Raw genomic sequence first — 18,675 nt, forward strand, 5'->3', positions numbered from 1 at the left:
GAGGTAGCGGAACGGGATGGTGGGTGTGTGCGAGGTCTGTGGCGATGGGCTGCGTCCTCGCGTGCTGCGAGGTGGGGCGACGCTCCAGGAGTGCACTCGATGTGGCCATCTGCTGCGTGATCTGATCAACGCTCCGGCCGCTCATCGTGACCACGCCTACGGCGGCGAACCCACCTTGGACCGGCTGCGTCTCGGCCTGACCTACACCGCACTGCGCCGCTCGCTGCCGCGCCCCGCGCGCTCGGTGTTCGAGATCGGTTACGGCGGAGGCGGTCTCCTGCGGCGCTTCTACGACGACGGGGCGCAGATCGCCGGCGCTGACCCCGACCAGCTCGAGGTCGACGTCGACCCGGTGGTGCTCGAGCACGGCCGTCTGTGGGCGTCACCAGTCGAGGACGTCGACACGCAGGAGGTCGCTTGCGACCTGGTGTTCGGCGTCCACGTCCTGGAGCACGTCACTGACCCGGCGCGCACCTTGCGCGTCTCCTGGGACCTGCTGCAGCCCGGCGGCGTCGCCCAGTTCCTCACTCCGGCAGGCGACTCGACCGGCCCCCGCTGGTACGGGCAGGGTTGGTGGATGCTCGAGGACCCGACCCACATCCGGTTCTTCACCGCTGACAGTCTCGCCCGCCTTGCCCGTGATGCCGGCTTCGTCGATGTGCAGGTACGCCGTCCGGTGCTGGACAGCGTCATCACCGATGCCGCGAGTGCCGCCCGGGTGACGTCGAAGCGGTCTCGACCTGCCGGCGTACTCGCGTCGCGTGGAGTGCTCGCCCTGGGCATCGCGACGGCACCGCTCGTGCTCGGCGCGCGGACGGCGTACCCGCGCATGCGCCCGACCCTCCAGCTCATCGCCCGGAGACCGAACGCATGAGCTCTGCGAATCGGGGGGTCGGGCGCTCGGTCCGGCTCTTCTCCTCGTTCTTGGTGGAGCAGACCGACCCGACCAGGTTCTACGGCACGTTGGCGCAGGACTCGGTCGAGCTGCTGTCGGAGTGGACCGACCTCAACGGTCAGGTCGTGCTCGACGTCGGCGCCGGGCCGCGGGAGTTCGCCGACGCCTTCCGTGCGACCGGAGCCCGCTACGTCCCGGTGGACCACGACCCCGGCGTCGCGTCCGTCGGTGACGGCGGCCTGGTCGCGACAGCCGCCGCGCTGCCGCTGGCCGACCAGAGCGTCGACCTGGTGTTCTCGAGCAACCTCTGGGAGCACGTCCGTGAGCCGGAGCAGGTCGCGGACGAGATGGTTCGCGTGGTGCGGCCAGGTGGCCTGGTCTTTCTCTCCTACACCAACTGGCTCTCGCCCTGGGGCGGTCACGAGACCTCCCCGTGGCACTGGCTCGGCGGCGAGCGCGCCGCCCGGCGCTACGAGCGCAAGCACGGTCACCCGCCCAAGAACACCGTGGATCAGACGCTCTTCCGGGTGAGTGTTGCCCAAGGGCTGCGTTGGGCACGGTCCCAGCCGGACGTCGATGTGCTCGTCGCGAGGCCGCGCTACCTGCCCGACCGGGCGGAGCACCTCCTGCGCGTGCCCGGCCTGCGCGAGCTGCTGACCTGGAACCTCCTGCTCATCCTGCGTCGCCGATGAGCGACGCGCGTCCCGCGGCACCGGTCGACCGCGCCCGGGTGCACCTCTGGCTGGCGGCGGTCGCCATCGCGACCGTGCCGTGGTTGATCGCGCCCGGCAAGGTGCAGCCCGACACCAAGGTCGACCTGACCATCTCGCCGTGGCGATACCTCGGACGCGCGCTGTCGGCCTGGAACGATCACGCCGGGCTCGGCGAGCTGCAGAACCAGGCGTACGGCTATCTCTTCCCGATGGGTCCCGTCATGGGTGTGGCCGAGAGCGTCGGGCTGCCGGCGTGGGCGGCGCAACGGCTGTGGTGGACCGTGCTGCTGGTCGTCGCGTTCCTCGGCACTGAGCGGCTCGTACGCCGCCTGCGCCTTGCCGGGCCCGGCGTCGCGCTGGTGGCCGGTGCCGCGTACGCCCTGTCGTCGCGAGTCCTGACTGTGCTGTCCGAGATCTCCGCAGAGGCGTGGCCACTGGCGGTCGCGCCGTGGCTGGTGCTCGCCGTGATCCCTGCCGTGCAGGAGGGCGCCGATCGCCGCGTACGCATCCGCGCAGCGGCAGTCTCCGGGCTGCTCACTGCGGCGCTCGGGGGCGTCAACGCGACGGCGTCGGCAGTCGTCCTGCTGCTCCCGCTGCTCTATCTGTTGACCGCGGCGCGTGGCGGTCGCGCCCGGGCCATCGCCTGGTGGTCCGGCGGAGTGGCGCTCGGCGCACTGTGGTGGGTGCTGCCGCTGCTGGTCCTGGGCCGCTACGCCTACCCGTTCCTCGACTTCATCGAGACCTCCAGGATCACGACTGCAGTCACCTCGGTGCCCAACTCGATGCGCGGTGCCTCCCACTGGGTCGCCTACATCCTCGACTCCGAGAGCCACCCCGTCTGGCAGGCCGGTTGGGTGCAGGCGCAGGACCCCGTCGCGATCGTGACGACGAGCTTGGTCGCCGGTCTCGGCGCGGCGGGGTTGGTGACGCTGCGGCGTCGTGGGTCCGGCCACGTCGCGCGCTTCGCCCTGGTCGCAGTCGTGCTCGGGACGATGCTGATGGTGGTCGGTCATCCGGGGACTGCCGGGGGAGCCTTCGCTCGGACCGTGCAGTCCTGGCTCGACGGTCCGCTGGCGCCGCTGCGCAACGTGCACAAGGCCGACCCCGTTCTGCGCCTGCCCTTGGTCCTCGGAGTCGCCGTCCTGCTCGGTCGCTGGACCCCTCGTCGTACGACGCTCGCCCGGCTCGGCGTCATCGGCACCGCCGCGGTCCTTCTGATCTCCGCCACTTCTCTGTGGGTCGGTCGTGCGGGTGACGCTGCGGCGTACGGCCAGGTGCCGGCCTCCTGGCGACAACTCGCCAAGACCATCGACCGTGAGGCCGATGCCCACGGCGGCGCGACACTCCTGATGCCCGCATCACGCAATGCGCACTACACGTGGGGGAGTGCGACGGACGAGCCGCTCTCTGCCCTCGCGACGTCGCCGGTGGTGGTCCGAGCGTCGGCGCCGCTCGGTGACCCGGCCTCGACCCGCGTGCTCGACGTCGCGGACCAGCTGGCCGCTTCGGGTGTACGGCAGCCTGGACTCGCCGCGGGACTGGCCCGGATGGGTCTGGCACGAGTTGTGGTCCGGCACGACCTGGCCGCGTCGGTTGGGGCCGAGCCCTGGCGGCTGGTTGAGCAGACGCTGTCCCGGTCACCCGGATTCACCCGCGTCGGCGCCTCCGCCGGCCAGTCGCTGTGGCGAGTGGTGGGTGCGGCCGGCGGGGTGACGGCGTACGACGCCCGGTCCGAGCTGTCGGTACGCGGCGGTCCGGAGAGCATCTTCGGGCTGGCGGCGACGGGTGCGCTCGACCCGGCTGCCTGGACCAGCATTGCGACGGGCGCATCGAACGCCGTGGTCTCAGACTCCCTGCGGTGGCGCGCGTACAACAACGGGCGCACCACTGCGACGGCGTACGGGCCGACGCTCACCGCCTCGGACCGGGCTCCTGAGGAGGCGGGCTCTCGCGACCTGCCGCCGGCCGGTGACCCGAGCAGGCAGACCACCCGTGAGCTCGTCGGGCTCCGCGCGCTCGAGGCCTCGTCGTCAGCCGCGGATCCGTTCGCCCAGGCCTATATCGGCCCGGGCTCCGGCCCGGCGGCGGCGATCGACGGCGACCCCGCCACCTCCTGGATCTCCGACCAGGGCGAGCGTGCTCGCCTCACCTTGCTGCTGACAGAGCCCGGCCCGGTCGGAACCATCCGCCTGCGCACGGCAACAGGTCCAGGAGTGTCGACACCGGCGCAGGTGCGCATCACCACCGTCTCCGCAGGTCGTACGACGACGCGGCTCGCTCCCGTCCGTGATGCGGTTGCCGAGGTCGCTGTCCCCGGCGACCGCATCGATGAGGTGCGCGTCGACCTGGTGGCCGGCGGCAAGGACCAACAGCTCGGCCTCGCCGAGATCTCGTTGTCGGCGCAGGCGATCGGCAGCCGGCTCCATCTGCCCGGGGAGGTCGATCCGACCACGCAGCAGGTACTCATGGCACGTGACTCCCTGCAGCGGTCGGCAGCGGCTCGGGTCGGCGAGGACTCTGCGACGCTGACGCGGGCGATGTCGATCGCGCGGACCGGCTCGGTCTCGCCATCGGTGTCGCTCCGGCCGGTGTGGGGCAACGGACTGGACTCGCTGCTCGACGGGACGGCGCGAGTTGCCGGCAGCTCGCGGGTCGACCTGGACCCGTCCGGACGACCCGGCGCGACTCTCGACGCGGACCCGGCCACTCACTGGCGACCGGCGGCCGACGACCCGCTCCCGACCCTGACCATCGACCTCGGGAGACCGACATCGATCTCGGGGGTGCACGCGAGCGGCGGCGGTTCGCTGCGTGCGGTGCGAGTCACCGCCGACAACCGGACGACGCGGCTGCCCGCGAGCGGTGGACCGATCGCACTGCGGGCACAACGCCTCACCATCGGTCTCGTGCCAGGGACACGCGGACAGGGCTGGGTGGCTCCGGACATCACGATCGACGGCTACACGCCGGTCACCACGTCCTCGGTGACGATGCGCTGTGGACAGGCAGGCAGCCTGACTGCGTCCGGTTCGTCTCCGACGACTGTGCCGCTGAGTGCGCAGACCACGCGTCAGGCGCTGCTGCGTGGTGAGCCGCTCGCCGCTCGACCGTGCGGGCAAGGACTGCTCACGCTGCCCGCCGGCGAGGTGACCGTGTCCGCGTCGGCCGGACGCGGCGTACAAGCAGAGTCAGTCCTTCTTAGCCCGACGCAGCACGCTACGTCGGCGGTCGCGTCGCCTCGGCGGGTCGTCGAGACGAAGCAGGACGCGGGCCTCCACGTGGTCGAGGTGGCTGCCGGGTCGCCCGCGGTGCTCACTCTGACCGAGGGCGCCAACGCCGGATGGCAGGCCACCACCAGCGACGGGCGCCGGCTCGAGGCCGTGACCGTCGACGGATGGCGTCAAGGATTTCGACTGCCCGACACCGGGGCGACGACCGTGCGGGTGGAGTTCGCGCCGACCACCGCCCATCGACGCGGCCTGCTGGTCGGACTCGGGGGAGTGCTGGCCCTCGTGGCCGCCCTCGTCCTGACCCGGCGCGCTCGGCCGACCGATCGGATGCCGGCACCGCGGATGGCCGGTTCCGCGGCCGCGTACCTCGGGTGGGCTGCCAGCGCCGGCACCGTACTGATCGGAGTCCTTGCGGCCGGCTGGCCCGGTGCCGCAGTCGGCGTGGTCGCGCTCCTGGTGCCACGACGCTGGATCGCTGTGGCTGCCGCTGCCGCGATGGGTTGCGCCGGGATCGTCATGGCGACCCTGGGCGTCGTCGAGCAGCAGTCGGTGGGTGCCGTGGCTGGTCAGCTGTGCGGCACGCTCACGCTCGCGTTGCTCGCTCGGGCGCTGTGGCTCGGTGCGCCCAGGCCAGGACCGGGCGCTCCACGAGCTGAGCCGACAGCGACGCGGCTGCCACGGTGAGTCCGACGACCGGCAGCAGCACCCACCAGAAGCTGCCGCTGAACAGGTCTCGGCCGGTCGAGAGATAGACCACCTGTAGAACGAGCACGTGCCACAGGAAGACGCCGTACGACACGTCGCCGAGCCAGTGGGTCGCCGGATGACGACCGATCGCAGCGCCGATGCTCGCCTCCGGTGTGGGAGCAAGGGCGGCAGCGAGCAGGAGGCCCGCGAGGACGGCGTACAGCAGCTCCTTGGTCACGGCGTGCCCGACGCTCGGGGCGCTCAGATCACGTGGTCCGGCCAACGGTGAGGACGCCACGAGATAGACCACCCCGGCCCCCAGCAGGCAGGTGCTCGGCGAACGCAGCAGCTGCAGCCACGATGACCGTGTCCCGCCGGTCGACCACGGCACCACCTCGCCGTCGCGAGCGATCGTGAGCAGAGCGGCCACCGCGCCGACCGCGAACCATGCCGCATGTCCGATCACACTGGTGGACAGGGCTCCCGCGCCGGTCTGCGACCCGGCGTGGGTCCAAGCGGTCCCTGCTGCCTGGGTCACCAGGCCGACGGCAGCGATGACGGCCCACCACACGAGTGCTCGTCGTACGCCTGCAACGCCGGCCCGGCGCCGCAGGACTCGGGCAGTGACGAGCCCGATCACGGGCACGAGGACGTAGAAGACCAGCTCGGTCGTCAGGCTCCAGGTCTGGGTGAACGACTGGTAGGTCTCGCCGGTCATTCCCTGGAGGACGAACAGGTGAGTGACGACCTTGCCGGCTGATCCGACGCCTCCGGTCGAGGCCGCCAGCGCCGCGACGACCAGCACCCCGAGGAGGGCCAGCCAGTAGGCGGGCAGGATGCGCGCGAGCCGGCGCACGGCGTAGGTCCGCCCGTTCGGGCGCGGCTCATCCAGGAGGGCGTGCCGGAACCACGGACGCAGCAGCAGGAACGCCGAGAGCGCGAAGAAGACCGCGACCCCGCTGTCGCCGCGCGCGAGCAGGCCACCGACCACATCCAGGCCCGAGGCTCCGGTCCAGAACGCAACGTGGGAGAGGAGCACCAGCCCGGCCGCGACACCACGCAGTCCGTCGAGCAGTCGGATCCTGGCCATCTGTGCTCCAGTTCACAATTACTATCTAGTAGGTTTCACGCGCTGTCGTCGAGTTGGAGGCTAGTGCGCTCATGACTGAGCTGTTGCGCAAGGACACCGAGCGCCAGGAGTCACCCGCCGATGCGGCGAGGTTCGACTACCGGCGCCCGGTGCTGCGAGCACGCGCTCCGCTGCGGATCTCGTTCGCCGGCGGAGGCACCGACGTCGCGCCGTTCCCGCAGCGCGAAGGCGGCGCCGTGCTGTCCGCGACCATCTCGAGCTACTGCTACTCCACGCTGCGCCCACGCACCGACGGCCGGATCACAGTCCAGTCCTTGGACTACGGCACCTCGATCGGTTTCGGCGTGGACGAGGACGTGGAGTACGACGGTCAGCTCGACCTTCCCAAGGCGGCCATCGCCCGGATCCGTGAGGTCGACGGCGCGCTCCCCGTGACGGGGTTCGACCTCTTCCTGCACACCAACGCGCCGCCCGGCTCCGGTCTGGGGTCCTCGAGCGCGGTCATGGTCTCGGTCATCGGCCTGGTCGCCCAGCACTGCGGGCTCGACCTCACGCCGTACGACGTCGCCGAGCTGGCCTACCGGCTCGAGCGCGAGGACCTCGGCATCCCGGGAGGCTCCCAGGACCAGTACGCCGCGGCGTTCGGAGGCTTCAACTTCATCGAGTTCCTGAAGGACCAGGTCGTGGTCAACCCGCTCCGGGTGCGCGACGCGACCGTCCACGAGCTCGAGCACAACATGCTGCTGGCGTTCACCGGCCGCACGCGGGTGAGCGACCACATCATCGAGGACCAGGTCAGCCGCTACGAGACGGGCAATGTCGACGCGCTCGAGGGCCTGCGCGCCCAGAAGGAGCTCGCCGAGCAGATGAAGGTCGCTCTGGTGCGCGGCGAGGTCGACACGCTGGGCCGCTTGCTGGGCCAGGCGTGGTCGGAGAAGCGCAAGATGTCCTCGCGCATCACCACGCCGCTCATCGACGAGGCCATCAACCGGTCGCTCGATCTCGGCGCCCTCGGCGGCAAGGTGACCGGAGCCGGTGGTGGAGGTCACCTGATCTTCGTCTGCGAGTTCGAACGACGGCACGTCGTTGCCGAAGAGCTGTTGCGTCTGGGCCTGACGGTCTCGGAGTTCACCTTCAGCAAAGAAGGCGTTGTCACATGGAGGGCTCAAGGCTGATGAACATCGACCATCCGCTGCGTCGGGTCGGACCCGACCAGCTCGCAGACGCCGTCGCCGCGCGACGCGACGCCGGGATCGCCTCCTGGGTCGCCCTCGGACGAGACCTGGCCGACCCCATCCTGTGCGCCGAGGTCGACCAGGCCGGTGCTGATCTCGTGAGCAGCCTGGTGTCAGGCGGCACGCTGCTCGTGGTCGGCAACGGCGGCAGTGCCGCCATCGCGAGCCACGTGGCGGCTGAGTTCATCGGCAAGTGCATCCACGACCGGGACCCGCTGCCCGCGATCTCGCTCGCGGAGTCCCTGTCATCCATCACGGCGGTCGGCAACGACTACGGCTACGAGCACGTGTTCACCCGTGGCCTGGCCGCGCTGGGACGTCCGGGTGACGTGCTGCTGGCGATGACCACGAGCGGCACGAGCCCTAATGTCGTCGCGGCCCTCGACCTGGCCCGGGAGCGCGAGATTCGCACCATCGCGATGACCGGCTCGCGGGGGACCATGCTGCGGGGGAGGGCTGACCACGTCCTGGTCGTCCCTTCGGACGAGACGCCACGCATCCAGGAGGTGCACATGCTCTGGGCACACGCGTGGTGCGAGGCCATCGATGTGCTCTCCTCGCTCGATGCTCACGTTGCGCACCGCTGAGGGGCTGCTCGGGCGGGACACGTCCCCGATCCCTCCCGCAGCGCCCGATGCGCCCTTCCACATCGTCTTCCTCGACCGCGACGGGACGCTCAACCGCCATCGCCCCGGCTATGTGACCCGCGCCGCGGACCTGGATGTGCTCCCGGACGCGCCCGCCGCCGTACGCCAGCTCAATGACGCCGGCTGCCGCGTGGTCCTTGTGACCAACCAACGAGGGCTGGCGACTCACGACCTGACCGAGTCCCAGCTGGTGGAGGTGCACCAGGGCCTCGTCGACGCGCTCGCGGCGGAAGGCGCCCATCTCGACGCGATCCAGGTCTGCCCCCACGGCAAGGGCACCTGCCTGTGCCGCAAACCGCTGCCGGGGCTCTTCGAGCAGGCCCTGGCCCGCGCCCCTTGGGCGAGGCCGGAACGGTGCGCGACGCTGGGTGATCAGGCCACCGACCTGGAGCCCGCGCAGGGCCTCGGGATGCGCGTACAGCAGGTGGGAGAAGGCTTCGCCAGCCTTCCCGAGGCCGTCAGATCACTGCTCAGGCCCCCCATCTGACACAGTTGTGACACGAATCTCAGCTCTTGAGGTTGATGTCTGCCGCCGGACGTGGTCCGGATGCTACGGTCCGGTAAGTTTCAGACCATCTTGGAGGTCCCCCCGTGCGGAAAGCCGCAGTTGTCATCGGTCTTGGAGCGTTCTTCTTGACGATGGCGCTCCTGCTGAAGTTCTACGCCTACGGCAAGCTTGCCGTCATCCCGTTGGATCAGAACACCCAGCAGATCGCTCGAGATCAAGGTGCCAAGTTCTTCGATGCCGACAACGTCAAAGCTGGCAGCGGTCCGATTGAGACCAAGCTGACGGTCATCGCTGACAAGGACGCGAGCAAGAAGGCCAGCGAGGCGACCGACAAGAACGTTGTCGTGATCAACTTCGGCCGCTCCACCGATAACAACGGTGAGGCCCCGCCCATGGAGGTCTTCCGCGACACCCTCGCGGTCGACCGCCACACCGGCGAGGCTGTGCGCTGGTCCGGCGACCGCATCGACGGCAAGCCCGGACAGCACCATGGCCTGACGATCAAGTTCCCGTTCCAGACGGACAAGAAGACCTACCAGTTCTGGGATAACCGGACGCACAAGGCCGTCCCGGTTGCGTACTCGGGCTCGGACACGATCAAGGGCCTCAAGGTGTACAAGTTCCACGACACCGAGCCCAAGACCTTCTACCAGGACCAGGAGGTGCCGCGCGGCATCTTCGGTCAGCCCGACACCGGTGGCGTCGTGGCCAAGCGCTACTACACCAACGACCGCACGATCTGGGTCGAGCCTGAGACCGGCGTCATCATCAAGGTCCAGGAGAAGCGGCACGACACGATCGAGATCCCGGGGGCCGAGCCGGTCAATGCGATCACGACCACGAGCACCTTCGACGACAAGACCGTCACCAAGAACGTCGATGACTACAAGAGCAAGGCGACTCTCCTGAAGATCCTGAGGTTCTGGGCGCCGCTCGGCCTCGGCATCCTCGGCGTGCTGGCCATCCTGGGCGGGTTGGCGATCTCCGCCACCGGCGGTCGGCGTGGTGCGGCTCGGGAGGACGAGCAGGGTTTCGCAGGTGTCGATGAAGTGCTCGGGTCGCGTCGCGCGGACCGCTCTACCGGGGGCCAGGCCACCTGATCATGCGTGTTGTGGTGACCGGCGGGGCCGGATTTCTGGGGTCGCACCTGTGCGAGAAGGTGCTGGCCCGCGGTGACGAGGCTGTCGCTGTCGACAACTTCTGCACCGGATCACCGGCCAACGTCGAGCACCTGCGTCACGAGGAGAGCTTCCAGCTGCTCGAGCTGGACGTCTCCGAGCCGTTCACGGTCGAGGGCCAGGTCGACGCGGTGCTGCACTTCGCCAGCCCGGCCTCGCCCGTGGACTACCTGCGGATGCCGATTGAGACGCTGAAGGTCGGATCGCTCGGCACCCTGCACGCGCTGGAGCTGGCTCAGGCCAAGGGCGCCCGACTGGTGCTGGCCTCGACGTCCGAGGTCTACGGCGACCCGGAGGTCCACCCGCAGCCGGAGACCTACTGGGGCAACGTCAACCCGGTCGGCCCGCGCGGCGTCTACGACGAGGCCAAGCGGTTCGCCGAGGCCCTGACCCTTGCGTACCGGCAGTCGCACGGCGTCAACACCGGGATCGTGCGGATCTTCAACACCTTCGGTCCGCGGATGCGCCCCAACGACGGTCGAGCGATCCCCAACTTCGTCCGCCAGGCGTTGGCGGGTGAGCCGGTGACGGTGAGCGGAGACGGGTCGCAGACCAGGTCCATCTGCTACGTCGATGACCTGGTCGAGGCCATCCTGCGGATGATGGACGCCGAGCACGCCGGGCCGATCAACATCGGCAACCCGCATGAGATCTCGATGAAGGACCTCGCCGCGTGGATCGTCCGGCTCGCCGGCTCGAGCTCACCGATCACCTTCATCGAGCGCCCGGTCGACGACCCGACCGTACGGCGTCCGGACACCACCCGAGCCGAGTCACTGCTCGGGTGGGAGCCGCACGTGCCGATCGAGGACGCCTTGAAGTGGACCATCGGCTGGTTCCGTGACCAGCCCCTCGGCGGTCCGCCCCTCAGCGCCCAGGCCACCGAAGAAATTCTCGGGAGTCCTGAGCACCACTGACCCGCAGGATCCGTGGTGCGGTCGTCGACCGCACCAGGGCTTGTCACACCCTTTTCACCATCTCTGGAGGTTCACCGTGCGCAAGGCATCCGTGATCATCGGTCTCGGGGCGTTCTTCGTCACGATGGCGCTGCTGCTGAAGTTCTACGCCTACGACAAGCTGGCGGTGATCCCGCTGGATCAGAACACTCGGCAGACCGTCGTCGATGACCACGCGACGTTCTTCGACGCGGACAAGGTCGCCCCCGGGTCGGGCAAGCTGACCACGATCGCCACGGTGATCGGCGACCCCGACGCCAGCCGGAAGGCCTCCGACAAGAGCGGCAAGGACGTCGTGGTCATCAACAAGGGCCAGACCTCCGACAACAACGGCGAGGCGCCGCCGATGGAGGCCTCGACTCAGCGCATCGTGATCGACCGCTTCACCGGCCTGCCGGTCAACGGCTACGGCGCCACCCAGAACGGCCGGCCGAAGCAGTTCATCGGCCAGCTGATCAAGTTCCCGTTCCAGACCAAGCAGAAGACCTACCAGTACTGGGACGACACGGCCGACAAGCCGATGGACATGAAGTACGTCGGCCACGAGGACATCAAGGGTCTGAAGACCTACAAGTTCGAGGGCTCGCTGCCGCTGGCGGAGTTCCGCGAGCAGGAGGTGCCGCGTGGCATCTTCGGCCTGCCCGACACCGGCGCGGTGGTCGCCAAGCGGCTCTACGAGAACACCCGCACGCTGTGGGTCGAGCCGGAGACCGGCGTCATCATCAAGCTCCAGGAGAACCAGCACCAGGTGCTGCGGATCGACCAGCCGGGCGCCAAGGAGGTCAACGCACTGACCACCAAGAGCGTCTTCACCGACAAGACCATCAAGGACAACGTCGATGAGTACAAGACGAAGGTCGTGCTCCTGAAGATCCTGCGCCTGTGGGCACCGCTCGCCCTCGGGATCCTCGGCCTCCTGCTCCTGCTCGGCGGCCTGGCCATGTCGGTGGTCGGCCTGGGGCGCCGCGGCGACAACCCGGACGTCGAGCTCGGCGGCGGCGACGTCGAGTCGCGCCGCGGGCGTACGACAACGGTCTGACGCGAAGCGCGCAAGCCCTGCTCGTCAGGGCTTGCGCGCGACGTAGATCGCCGTCCCTGGGATCAGCTCGCCACGCAGCGGGCTCCATCCGCCCCAGACCTGGCGATTGTTCGCCGGCCACTCCGGCTCCAGCAGGTCGTCCAGGACCAGGCCGGCCGCCGTCAGCTCTCGGACCCGGTCTCCCAGCGTCCGATGATGCTCCGCATAGGTCGCCCGGCCGTGCTCGTCCTGCTCGACGTAGGCCGTCCGGTCGAAGTACGACTGCCGCACGGTCAGGCCCTCCGGACCGGGAGCGTCGGGGAACGCCCACCGGATCGGGTGGGTGGTCGAGAAGACCAGCCGTCCGCCGGGTCGTAGGACGCGCGCGCACTCGCGCATCAGCCGTCCGGAGTCGGCGACGAAGGGCACTGCGCCGTACGCCGTGACGACCAGGTCGAGCGTCGCGTCGCCGAACGGCAGATAGACCGCGTCGCACTGGACCAGGGGTACGCCATGGGCGGACTGTGCGTTGAGGGCAGCGGCCTGGTGGAGCATCCCCGCCGACAGGTCAGAGGAGACGACTCGCGCACCGCGTGAGAGCAGGTATCGGCCGCCTTGGGCGGCCCCCGCTCCGATCTCGAGGACGCGCAGGCCAAAGACGTCGCCGAGGACGTTGAGCTCGGCCTCGTGCACACCCTCGGGCCCCCAGACCAGCTCGTCGTCGCCGAGGAACTCGCCGTGCTCGAGGTAGTACGCCACCGCCTCGCCGTCCCACCAGGTGCGGTTGGCCGCGGCGGTCTCCGCCTGCTCGGCCGGACGCCGGACAACGCCGAAGTGATCCGGCGTGGACAGGTCATCCGTCATGGCAGTGGCCTGCTTTGACCGGGGTGTGGACGCCTGGGTAGGGTAGGAGGGCGCGGACCTGTGTGCTGCGTGAAAAACTTCTGCACTGCCACGTACAACTCTGTCCACCTCGGGTTGTCGTCCGAACAGGCCGCCGGCGGCCTGACTCCGGGCGTTCGCCTGACCATTCTGTCCACCGAAAGTTACCCACTACATGACTGCCACCACCACCTCGCAGATCGCTGTCAACGACATCGGATCTGAGGAGGAGCTGCTCGCCGCCATCGATGCGACGATCAAGCACTTCAATGACGGAGACATCGTCGAGGGTGTCATCGTCAAGGTCGACCGGGACGAAGTCCTGCTCGACATCGGCTACAAGACCGAGGGTGTGATTCCCTCCCGCGAGCTCTCGATCAAGCACGACGTCGACCCGGGCGAGGTCGTTTCCGTGGGCGATGAGGTCGAGGCTCTGGTTCTCCAGAAGGAGGACAAGGAGGGTCGTCTGATCCTGTCCAAGAAGCGCGCGCAGTACGAGCGCGCCTGGGGCACGATCGAGAAGATCAAGGAAGAGGACGGCGTCGTCACCGGCACCGTCATCGAGGTGGTCAAGGGTGGTCTCATCCTCGACATCGGCCTGCGCGGCTTCCTGCCTGCGTCCTTGGTCGAGATGCGTCGCGTCCGCGACCTCCAGCCGTACGTCGGCAAGGAGATCGAGGCCAAGATCATCGAGCTCGACAAGAACCGCAACAACGTGGTCCTGTCGCGCCGCGCCTGGCTGGAGCAGACGCAGTCCGAGGTCCGTACGACGTTCCTCAAGGAGCTGCAGAAGGGCCAGGTCCGCACGGGTGTCGTCAGCAGCATCGTCAACTTCGGTGCGTTCGTCGACCTGGGCGGCGTGGACGGTCTGGTCCACGTGTCCGAGCTCTCCTGGAAGCACATCGACCACCCGAGCGAGGTTGTCGAGGTCGGCCAGGAGGTCACCGTCGAGGTGCTCGACGTGGACATGGACCGCGAGCGTGTCTCCCTGTCGCTGAAGGCGACGCAGGAGGACCCGTGGCAGCACTTCGCCCGCACTCACGCGATCGGTCAGGTCGTGCCGGGCAAGGTCACCAAGCTGGTTCCGTTCGGTGCGTTCGTCCGCGTGGACGACGGCATCGAGGGTCTGGTCCACATCTCCGAGCTGGCCGAGCGCCACGTGGAGCTGCCGGAGCAGGTCGTCACGGTCGGTCAGGACCTGTTCGTCAAGGTCATCGACATCGACCTGGAGCGTCGCCGCATCTCGCTGTCGCTCAAGCAGGCCAACGACGACGCCGCGGGCGCTGCCGAGTTCGACCCGACGCTCTACGGCATGGCCGCGGAGTACGACGACCAGGGCAACTACAAGTACCCCGAGGGCTTCGACCCGGAGACCAACGAGTGGCTCGAGGGCTTCGAGACGCAGCGTGAGAAGTGGGAGAAGCAGTACGCCGAGGCGCACTCCCGCTACGAGGCCCACCAGGCCCAGATCGAGCAGGCTCGCAAGGACGACGCCGAGGCAGCCGCCGCCGGCGACGCCGCGCCGACGACCTACTCCTCGGGCTCGTCCGACAGCAGCTCCAGCAGCAGCAACGGTGGCGGTGGCAGCAGCAGCTCTTCCTCGAGCAGCAGCAGCACCTCGTCCTCCGCGCCGGCGCCGGCCGAGGGCACGCTCGCCTCGGACGAGGCTCTGGCAGCACTGCGCGAGAAGCTCACGGGCGGCTGACGCTGACCCGCTGACGCGAAGCTGACATCGAAGGCCCCGGACCTACACGGTCCGGGGCCTTCGACGCGTGTGAGCATGGGCGTATGCCACGAACCATCGCGACCACGACGTCCGTCGAGCGTGCCGACCTGCTGAACTTCGTCCGGCCGCGGCACCAGATGCTGCTCATCACCTCTCGCTCCGACGGCCGCCCGCAGGCGTCGCCGGTGACCGGGGGAGTCGACCCGGAGGGACGGCTCGTGATCTCCAGCTATCCGGAGCGCGCCAAGGTCTCCAACGCCAGGCACCGTCCGCAGGTGAGCGTGGTGGTCCTCTCCGAGGAGTTCAACGGGCCGTGGGTCCAGGTTGATGGCGACTGCGAGGTGATCGACTCACCGGACTCGGTCGAGCCGCTGGTCGAGTACTTCCGGTGCATCTCGGGCGAGCATCCCGACTGGGACGAGTACCGGCAGGCGATGCTCGACCAGGGCAAGTCGATCCTGCGGGTCACACCAACCCGGTGGTCGCCGGTCGCGACCGGCGGCTTCCCCGCCAGGCTGGCCGACTGAAACAACCGCACCCCTCAGTAGGGTTTGCCGCATGCTGCGTGTCGGACTTTCGGGTGGGATCGGTTCGGGCAAGTCAACGGTCGCGCGTGGCCTTGTGGCGCGTGGAGCGGTGCTGATCGACTCCGACGTGATCGCCCGTGAGGTGGTGGCGTCTGGGACACCGGGGCTCGATCAGGTGGTGAAGCGCTTCGGCGAGGACATCCTCGGACCGGACGGCACTCTGGACCGGCCGGCGCTGGGGCGGGTCATCTTCGGCGACGACGAGGCGCGCGCGGCGCTCAACGCGATCGTGCACCCGCTGGTGCTGACCGAGACATTGGAGCAGATGGCGGCCGCGCCCGCGGACTCCGTCGTCGTGCACGACATCCCCTTGCTCGTCGAGCTCGGCCGCAGCGTCGACTACCACCTGGTCGTGATCGTGGCAGCCTCTGAGGAGACGCGTCTCCAGCGGCTGATCCATGACCGAGGGATGTCCGAGGACGACGCCCGAGCTCGCATCGGCGCCCAGGCTGGCGACGACCGTCGGCGGGCTGCGGCCGATGTGTGGCTGCTCAATGAAGGGTCCGTCGAAGACCTCAGTAACCGCGTGGATTCGTTGTGGGACAACAGGATTCAGCCGTTCAACGTCAACCTCACCGCGAAACGGCCCGTTCGTCGCCCTGCGCAGATCACGCTCGAAGCTCCTGACCCGTCGTGGCCGACGACGGCGGCTCGACTGCTTGGCCGCATTGTGAGCCAATTGGCCAATGCGGGCCTCGGCGACACCGTCATCGGCGCCGACCACGTGGGTTCGACAAGCGTGCCCGGCCTGCTGGCCAAGCCGGTCATCGACCTTCAGCTGCGCATTCAACAGCTCGAGTCCGCGTCCAGTGAAGTCTTCGAAAACGCCCTGCTGGCAGCCGGATTCGTTCCTTCGCGTGGGCGTCGTGATGCAAATGGCCACAACATCGACACGATCCATCCATGGGCGCCGGAGCCAACCGCTTGGGTCAAGCTCAATTTCGGCAACGCAGATCCGGGACGGGTCACCCATCTCCATGTTCGACAGGGCGACTCGGCAGGCGCGCAGACGTGCCTGCTCTTTCGTGACTGGCTACGCGCCAACCCGAGCGAGTCGGCAGCGTACGCCCAGATGAAGACCGAGATGGCCCAATCGTTCCCCGGCGGGGACGAGGCAAGCCGTGGTGATTACCCGGAGGCGAAGGAGCCGTGGATCGCCGATGCCTTGCTACGCGCTCGGGACTGGGCGGCGAAGACGGAGTGGACGATGCCGAGAGGGACCTTGCGAAGTTAGGTAAGCCTTCCTTTAGGATGTCGACCATGAGTGTTGCCGTCCAGCAAGCAGTCCGCCCCTTCGAGATGTTCCGGGTCGCCGTCAAGACCACGACCCGAGTCTCTCCGCATCTGGTCCGCGTGACGTTCACCGGGCTCGAGCTCTCGGAGTTCGCGGACAATGGCTACGACCAGCGCATCAAGCTCATCCTGCCGGGCACGGACGGCACTCTGGAGGACATGCCGACCGGCGACACCTGGTTCACCGAGTGGCGTCAGCTGGACTCCGCGAAGCGACCGGTCATCCGGACCTACACCGTGCGAGCCGTGCGACAGGCAGACGCCGAGGTCGACATCGACATGGTCGATCACGGCGACTCCGGACCGGCCTCCGCCTTCGCCGGGTCTGCTCTCCCGGGAGACGAGGCGATCCTCTACGGCCCGCACGCGGCGTACGACGGTCCGCACGGTGGGCTGGAGTTCCGGAAGGACCTCGAGGAGCAGACCGACCAGCTGATCGTCGGCGACGAGTCGGCCGGGCCGGCTGTCGCCAGCATCCTCGAGGGGCTGTCTGAGCGGGCCCGAGGCCTGGTGTGCCTCGAGGTGGGCTCCGCCGACGACGTCCTCGACCTGCGCGGCCCGGACGGGGTGCGCATCACCTGGTGCGTGCGGGGCGATGAGCGCGGGCAGCATCAGCGGGCGGTTGTGCGGGAGTGGCTCGACTCCCATCCTGCAGTCGGCCGCGACGAAGGCGGCGAGACGACAGTGCTTGCGGACGGTCAGGACTCGGCGTACTGGGAGGTCACGACCGATCGTGGCGATGACGTCCCGCCCCTGTCAGCATGGATCGCGGGCGAGTCGTCCGCAGTGAAGTCGATGCGCCGAATGTTGGTGGGGGAGTACGACGTTCCCAAGTCCGCGGTCGCGTTCATGGGCTACTGGCGCGAGGGCCACAGCGAGTGCTGACCGGTGATCGGGTCAGCTGAGCTGCGGCGTACGGTCAGGGCATGAGTGAAGGTTCAGTCCGGGGCGAGTACAAGGTCCTGGGTGGCAAGCTCGTCGCCGTCGATGTCGAAGTGGCGGACGGCCGCCTCGCGCGGGCGGCGGTCTCGGGTGACTTCTTCCTCGAGCCGGACGAAGCGCTCGAGGACATCAACGCCGCCCTGATCGGGATGCCCGTGGAGTCGACGGTCGCCCAGCTCGCCTCCGCCATCGACGGCGCTCTCGACGACAGCGTCTCCATGATCGGCTTCTCCGCCGAAGCAGTCGGTGTTGCCGTACGCCGAGCGCTCGGTCGGGCGACCGGCTGGGTCGATCACACCTTCGATGTGATCCCGGCGGTCACGATGGCCCCCGTCATGCACGTCGCGCTCGACGAGGTCATCGCTCAGGAAGTGGCGGCAGGGACCCGACCGCCGACGCTGCGGTTCTGGGACTGGGACTCTCCGCTGGTCGTCATCGGCTCGTTCCAGTCGTACAAGAACGAGATCGACCCCGCCGGTGCGGCGCGGCACGACATCGGGGTCGTCCGGAGGATCTCCGGCGGCGGCGCGATGTTCATGGAGCCGGGCAACTGCATCACTTATTCGCTGGTGGTCCCCAGCTCGATGGTCGAGGGGCTGAGCTTCGAGCGCTCCTACCAGTTCCTCGACGAGTGGGTCATCAGCGCGTTGGCCGAGGTGGGCGTACAGGCGCACTTCGTGCCGCTCAACGACATTGCCTCCGACAAGGGCAAGATCGCCGGCGCGGCGCAGAAGCGGTTCGCCTCCGGCGCGGTCCTGCACCACGTGACCATGGCGTACGACATCGACGCCGACAAGATGCTCGAGGTGCTGCGCATCGGCCGCGAGAAGATGTCCGACAAGGGCACGAAGTCGGCCAACAAGCGGGTCGACCCGATGCGCTCCCAGACCGGCCTCACGCGTGAGGCGATCATGGAGTCGTTCCTGGAGACCTTCCGCGGTCTGTACGCCACCCAGGACTCCGCGTACACCGCCGCTGAGCTGGATGAGGCTCAGGCGCTGGTGGAGGAGAAGTTCGGCACGGAGGCGTGGACTCACCGCGTCCCCTGAGGGCCGGCGTGACCGCGCGGGAAGCACCGTGTCGGTCGC

General features: G+C 68.8%; 16 protein-coding genes. 14 read left to right on the plus strand and 2 right to left on the minus strand.

Annotated features, from left to right (window positions below):
* Window positions 1-25 precede the first annotated feature (25 nt).
* Genes VV02_RS14305 through VV02_RS14315 form a run of 3 tightly spaced genes read left to right on the plus strand, consistent with a single transcriptional unit; the run spans window position 26 to window position 5,522 of the window.
* Entirely contained in the window at window positions 26-874 is an 849-nt protein-coding gene (locus VV02_RS14305) for a class I SAM-dependent methyltransferase (protein WP_245633082.1), read from the plus strand.
* Window positions 871-1,587, plus strand: coding sequence for a class I SAM-dependent methyltransferase (locus VV02_RS14310; RefSeq protein ID WP_052592479.1), 717 nt, complete (start codon window positions 871-873; stop codon window positions 1,585-1,587). Before VV02_RS14305 ends, VV02_RS14310 begins: the two co-directional genes overlap by 4 nt.
* A complete protein-coding gene (locus VV02_RS14315) occupies window positions 1,584-5,522 on the plus strand; it encodes an alpha-(1->3)-arabinofuranosyltransferase domain-containing protein (RefSeq protein WP_052592481.1) in 3,939 nt (1,312 codons plus the stop codon). Before VV02_RS14310 ends, VV02_RS14315 begins: the two co-directional genes overlap by 4 nt.
* Here the strand turns inward: VV02_RS14315 and VV02_RS26045 are convergent.
* A complete protein-coding gene (locus VV02_RS26045) occupies window positions 5,422-6,615 on the minus strand; it encodes an acyltransferase family protein (RefSeq protein WP_083450170.1) in 1,194 nt (397 codons plus the stop codon). The two genes, VV02_RS14315 and VV02_RS26045, sit on opposite strands and share 101 nt — an antisense overlap.
* A 71-nt stretch (window positions 6,616-6,686) precedes the next feature.
* On the opposite strand from VV02_RS26045, the gene VV02_RS14330 reads away from it, so the two are divergent.
* From VV02_RS14330 to pgfA (VV02_RS14355), 6 genes are all read left to right on the plus strand, one after another.
* Window positions 6,687-7,790, plus strand: a complete 1,104-nt coding sequence (locus VV02_RS14330) for a GHMP family kinase ATP-binding protein (RefSeq protein ID WP_083450171.1) — start codon at window positions 6,687-6,689, stop codon at window positions 7,788-7,790.
* Entirely contained in the window at window positions 7,790-8,437 is a 648-nt protein-coding gene (locus VV02_RS14335) for a D-sedoheptulose-7-phosphate isomerase (RefSeq protein WP_245633083.1), read from the plus strand. The genes VV02_RS14330 and VV02_RS14335 overlap by 1 nt, the downstream gene beginning before the upstream one ends.
* Window positions 8,415-8,984 carry a D-glycero-alpha-D-manno-heptose-1,7-bisphosphate 7-phosphatase gene (locus VV02_RS14340; protein WP_052592490.1) on the plus strand — a complete coding sequence of 190 codons (570 nt, stop codon included), beginning with the start codon at window positions 8,415-8,417 and terminating at the stop codon, window positions 8,982-8,984. Before VV02_RS14335 ends, VV02_RS14340 begins: the two co-directional genes overlap by 23 nt.
* Window positions 8,985-9,088: 104 nt before the next feature.
* Window positions 9,089-10,105 (plus strand): cell envelope lipid trafficking protein PgfA, encoded by a 1,017-nt coding sequence (gene pgfA, locus VV02_RS14345; protein WP_052592492.1) that lies wholly within the window; start codon window positions 9,089-9,091, stop codon window positions 10,103-10,105.
* A gap of 2 nt (window positions 10,106-10,107) precedes the next feature.
* Complete coding sequence (locus VV02_RS14350; RefSeq protein ID WP_052592494.1) at window positions 10,108-11,100, plus strand: UDP-glucuronic acid decarboxylase family protein; 993 nt, start codon at window positions 10,108-10,110, stop codon at window positions 11,098-11,100.
* Window positions 11,101-11,176: 76 nt separating this feature from the next.
* Window positions 11,177-12,178, plus strand: coding sequence for a cell envelope lipid trafficking protein PgfA (pgfA, locus tag VV02_RS14355; protein WP_052592496.1), 1,002 nt, complete (start codon window positions 11,177-11,179; stop codon window positions 12,176-12,178).
* A 24-nt stretch (window positions 12,179-12,202) separates the two neighbouring features.
* On the opposite strand, the gene VV02_RS14360 is transcribed toward pgfA (VV02_RS14355), so the two are convergent.
* Window positions 12,203-13,021, minus strand: a complete 819-nt coding sequence (locus VV02_RS14360) for a class I SAM-dependent methyltransferase (protein WP_052592498.1) — start codon at window positions 13,019-13,021, stop codon at window positions 12,203-12,205.
* Window positions 13,022-13,214: 193 nt separating this feature from the next.
* Here VV02_RS14360 and rpsA point away from each other — a divergent pair, with 193 nt between their 5' ends.
* From rpsA to lplAB, 5 genes are all read left to right on the plus strand, one after another.
* Window positions 13,215-14,744, plus strand: a complete 1,530-nt coding sequence (gene rpsA / locus VV02_RS14365; RefSeq protein ID WP_052592500.1) for a 30S ribosomal protein S1 — start codon at window positions 13,215-13,217, stop codon at window positions 14,742-14,744.
* A gap of 83 nt (window positions 14,745-14,827) precedes the next feature.
* On the plus strand, window positions 14,828-15,292 hold the full coding sequence (locus tag VV02_RS14370) for a PPOX class F420-dependent oxidoreductase (protein WP_052592503.1): 465 nt from the start codon (window positions 14,828-14,830) through the stop codon (window positions 15,290-15,292).
* Between the two features lie 31 nt (window positions 15,293-15,323).
* A complete protein-coding gene (gene coaE / locus VV02_RS14375; RefSeq protein ID WP_052592505.1) occupies window positions 15,324-16,586 on the plus strand; it encodes a dephospho-CoA kinase in 1,263 nt (420 codons plus the stop codon).
* 26 nt (window positions 16,587-16,612) lie between these two features.
* Window positions 16,613-17,530 carry a siderophore-interacting protein gene (locus tag VV02_RS14380; protein ID WP_052597027.1) on the plus strand — a complete coding sequence of 306 codons (918 nt, stop codon included), beginning with the start codon at window positions 16,613-16,615 and terminating at the stop codon, window positions 17,528-17,530.
* A 41-nt stretch (window positions 17,531-17,571) separates the two neighbouring features.
* Window positions 17,572-18,636: a lipoate-protein ligase LplAB gene (gene lplAB / locus VV02_RS14385; protein WP_052592507.1), complete on the plus strand. Its 1,065-nt coding sequence runs from the start codon at window positions 17,572-17,574 to the stop codon at window positions 18,634-18,636.
* Window positions 18,637-18,675 lie beyond the last annotated feature (39 nt).

It is taken from the genome of Luteipulveratus mongoliensis (assembly GCF_001190945.1).
Taxonomy (GTDB): Bacteria; Actinomycetota; Actinomycetes; order Actinomycetales; family Dermatophilaceae; genus Luteipulveratus; species Luteipulveratus mongoliensis.

What these genes read in the sequence shown, in the direction of transcription:
- VV02_RS14310 (WP_052592479.1), top strand. Translation starts at nt 871, where the DNA reads ATGAGCTCTGCGAATCGGGGGGTCGGGCGCTCGGTCCGGCTCTTCTCC.
- VV02_RS14315 (WP_052592481.1), top strand. Translation starts at nt 1,584, where the DNA reads ATGAGCGACGCGCGTCCCGCGGCACCGGTCGACCGCGCCCGGGTGCAC.
- VV02_RS26045 (WP_083450170.1), bottom strand. Translation starts at nt 6,615, where the DNA reads ATGGCCAGGATCCGACTGCTCGACGGACTGCGTGGTGTCGCGGCCGGG.
- VV02_RS14330 (WP_083450171.1), top strand. Translation starts at nt 6,687, where the DNA reads ATGACTGAGCTGTTGCGCAAGGACACCGAGCGCCAGGAGTCACCCGCC.
- VV02_RS14335 (WP_245633083.1), top strand. Translation starts at nt 7,790, where the DNA reads ATGAACATCGACCATCCGCTGCGTCGGGTCGGACCCGACCAGCTCGCA.
- VV02_RS14340 (WP_052592490.1), top strand. Translation starts at nt 8,415, where the DNA reads ATGCTCACGTTGCGCACCGCTGAGGGGCTGCTCGGGCGGGACACGTCC.
- VV02_RS14350 (WP_052592494.1), top strand. Translation starts at nt 10,108, where the DNA reads ATGCGTGTTGTGGTGACCGGCGGGGCCGGATTTCTGGGGTCGCACCTG.
- VV02_RS14360 (WP_052592498.1), bottom strand. Translation starts at nt 13,021, where the DNA reads ATGACGGATGACCTGTCCACGCCGGATCACTTCGGCGTTGTCCGGCGT.
- rpsA (WP_052592500.1), top strand. Translation starts at nt 13,215, where the DNA reads ATGACTGCCACCACCACCTCGCAGATCGCTGTCAACGACATCGGATCT.
- VV02_RS14370 (WP_052592503.1), top strand. Translation starts at nt 14,828, where the DNA reads ATGCCACGAACCATCGCGACCACGACGTCCGTCGAGCGTGCCGACCTG.
- coaE (WP_052592505.1), top strand. Translation starts at nt 15,324, where the DNA reads ATGCTGCGTGTCGGACTTTCGGGTGGGATCGGTTCGGGCAAGTCAACG.
- VV02_RS14380 (WP_052597027.1), top strand. Translation starts at nt 16,613, where the DNA reads ATGAGTGTTGCCGTCCAGCAAGCAGTCCGCCCCTTCGAGATGTTCCGG.
- lplAB (WP_052592507.1), top strand. Translation starts at nt 17,572, where the DNA reads ATGAGTGAAGGTTCAGTCCGGGGCGAGTACAAGGTCCTGGGTGGCAAG.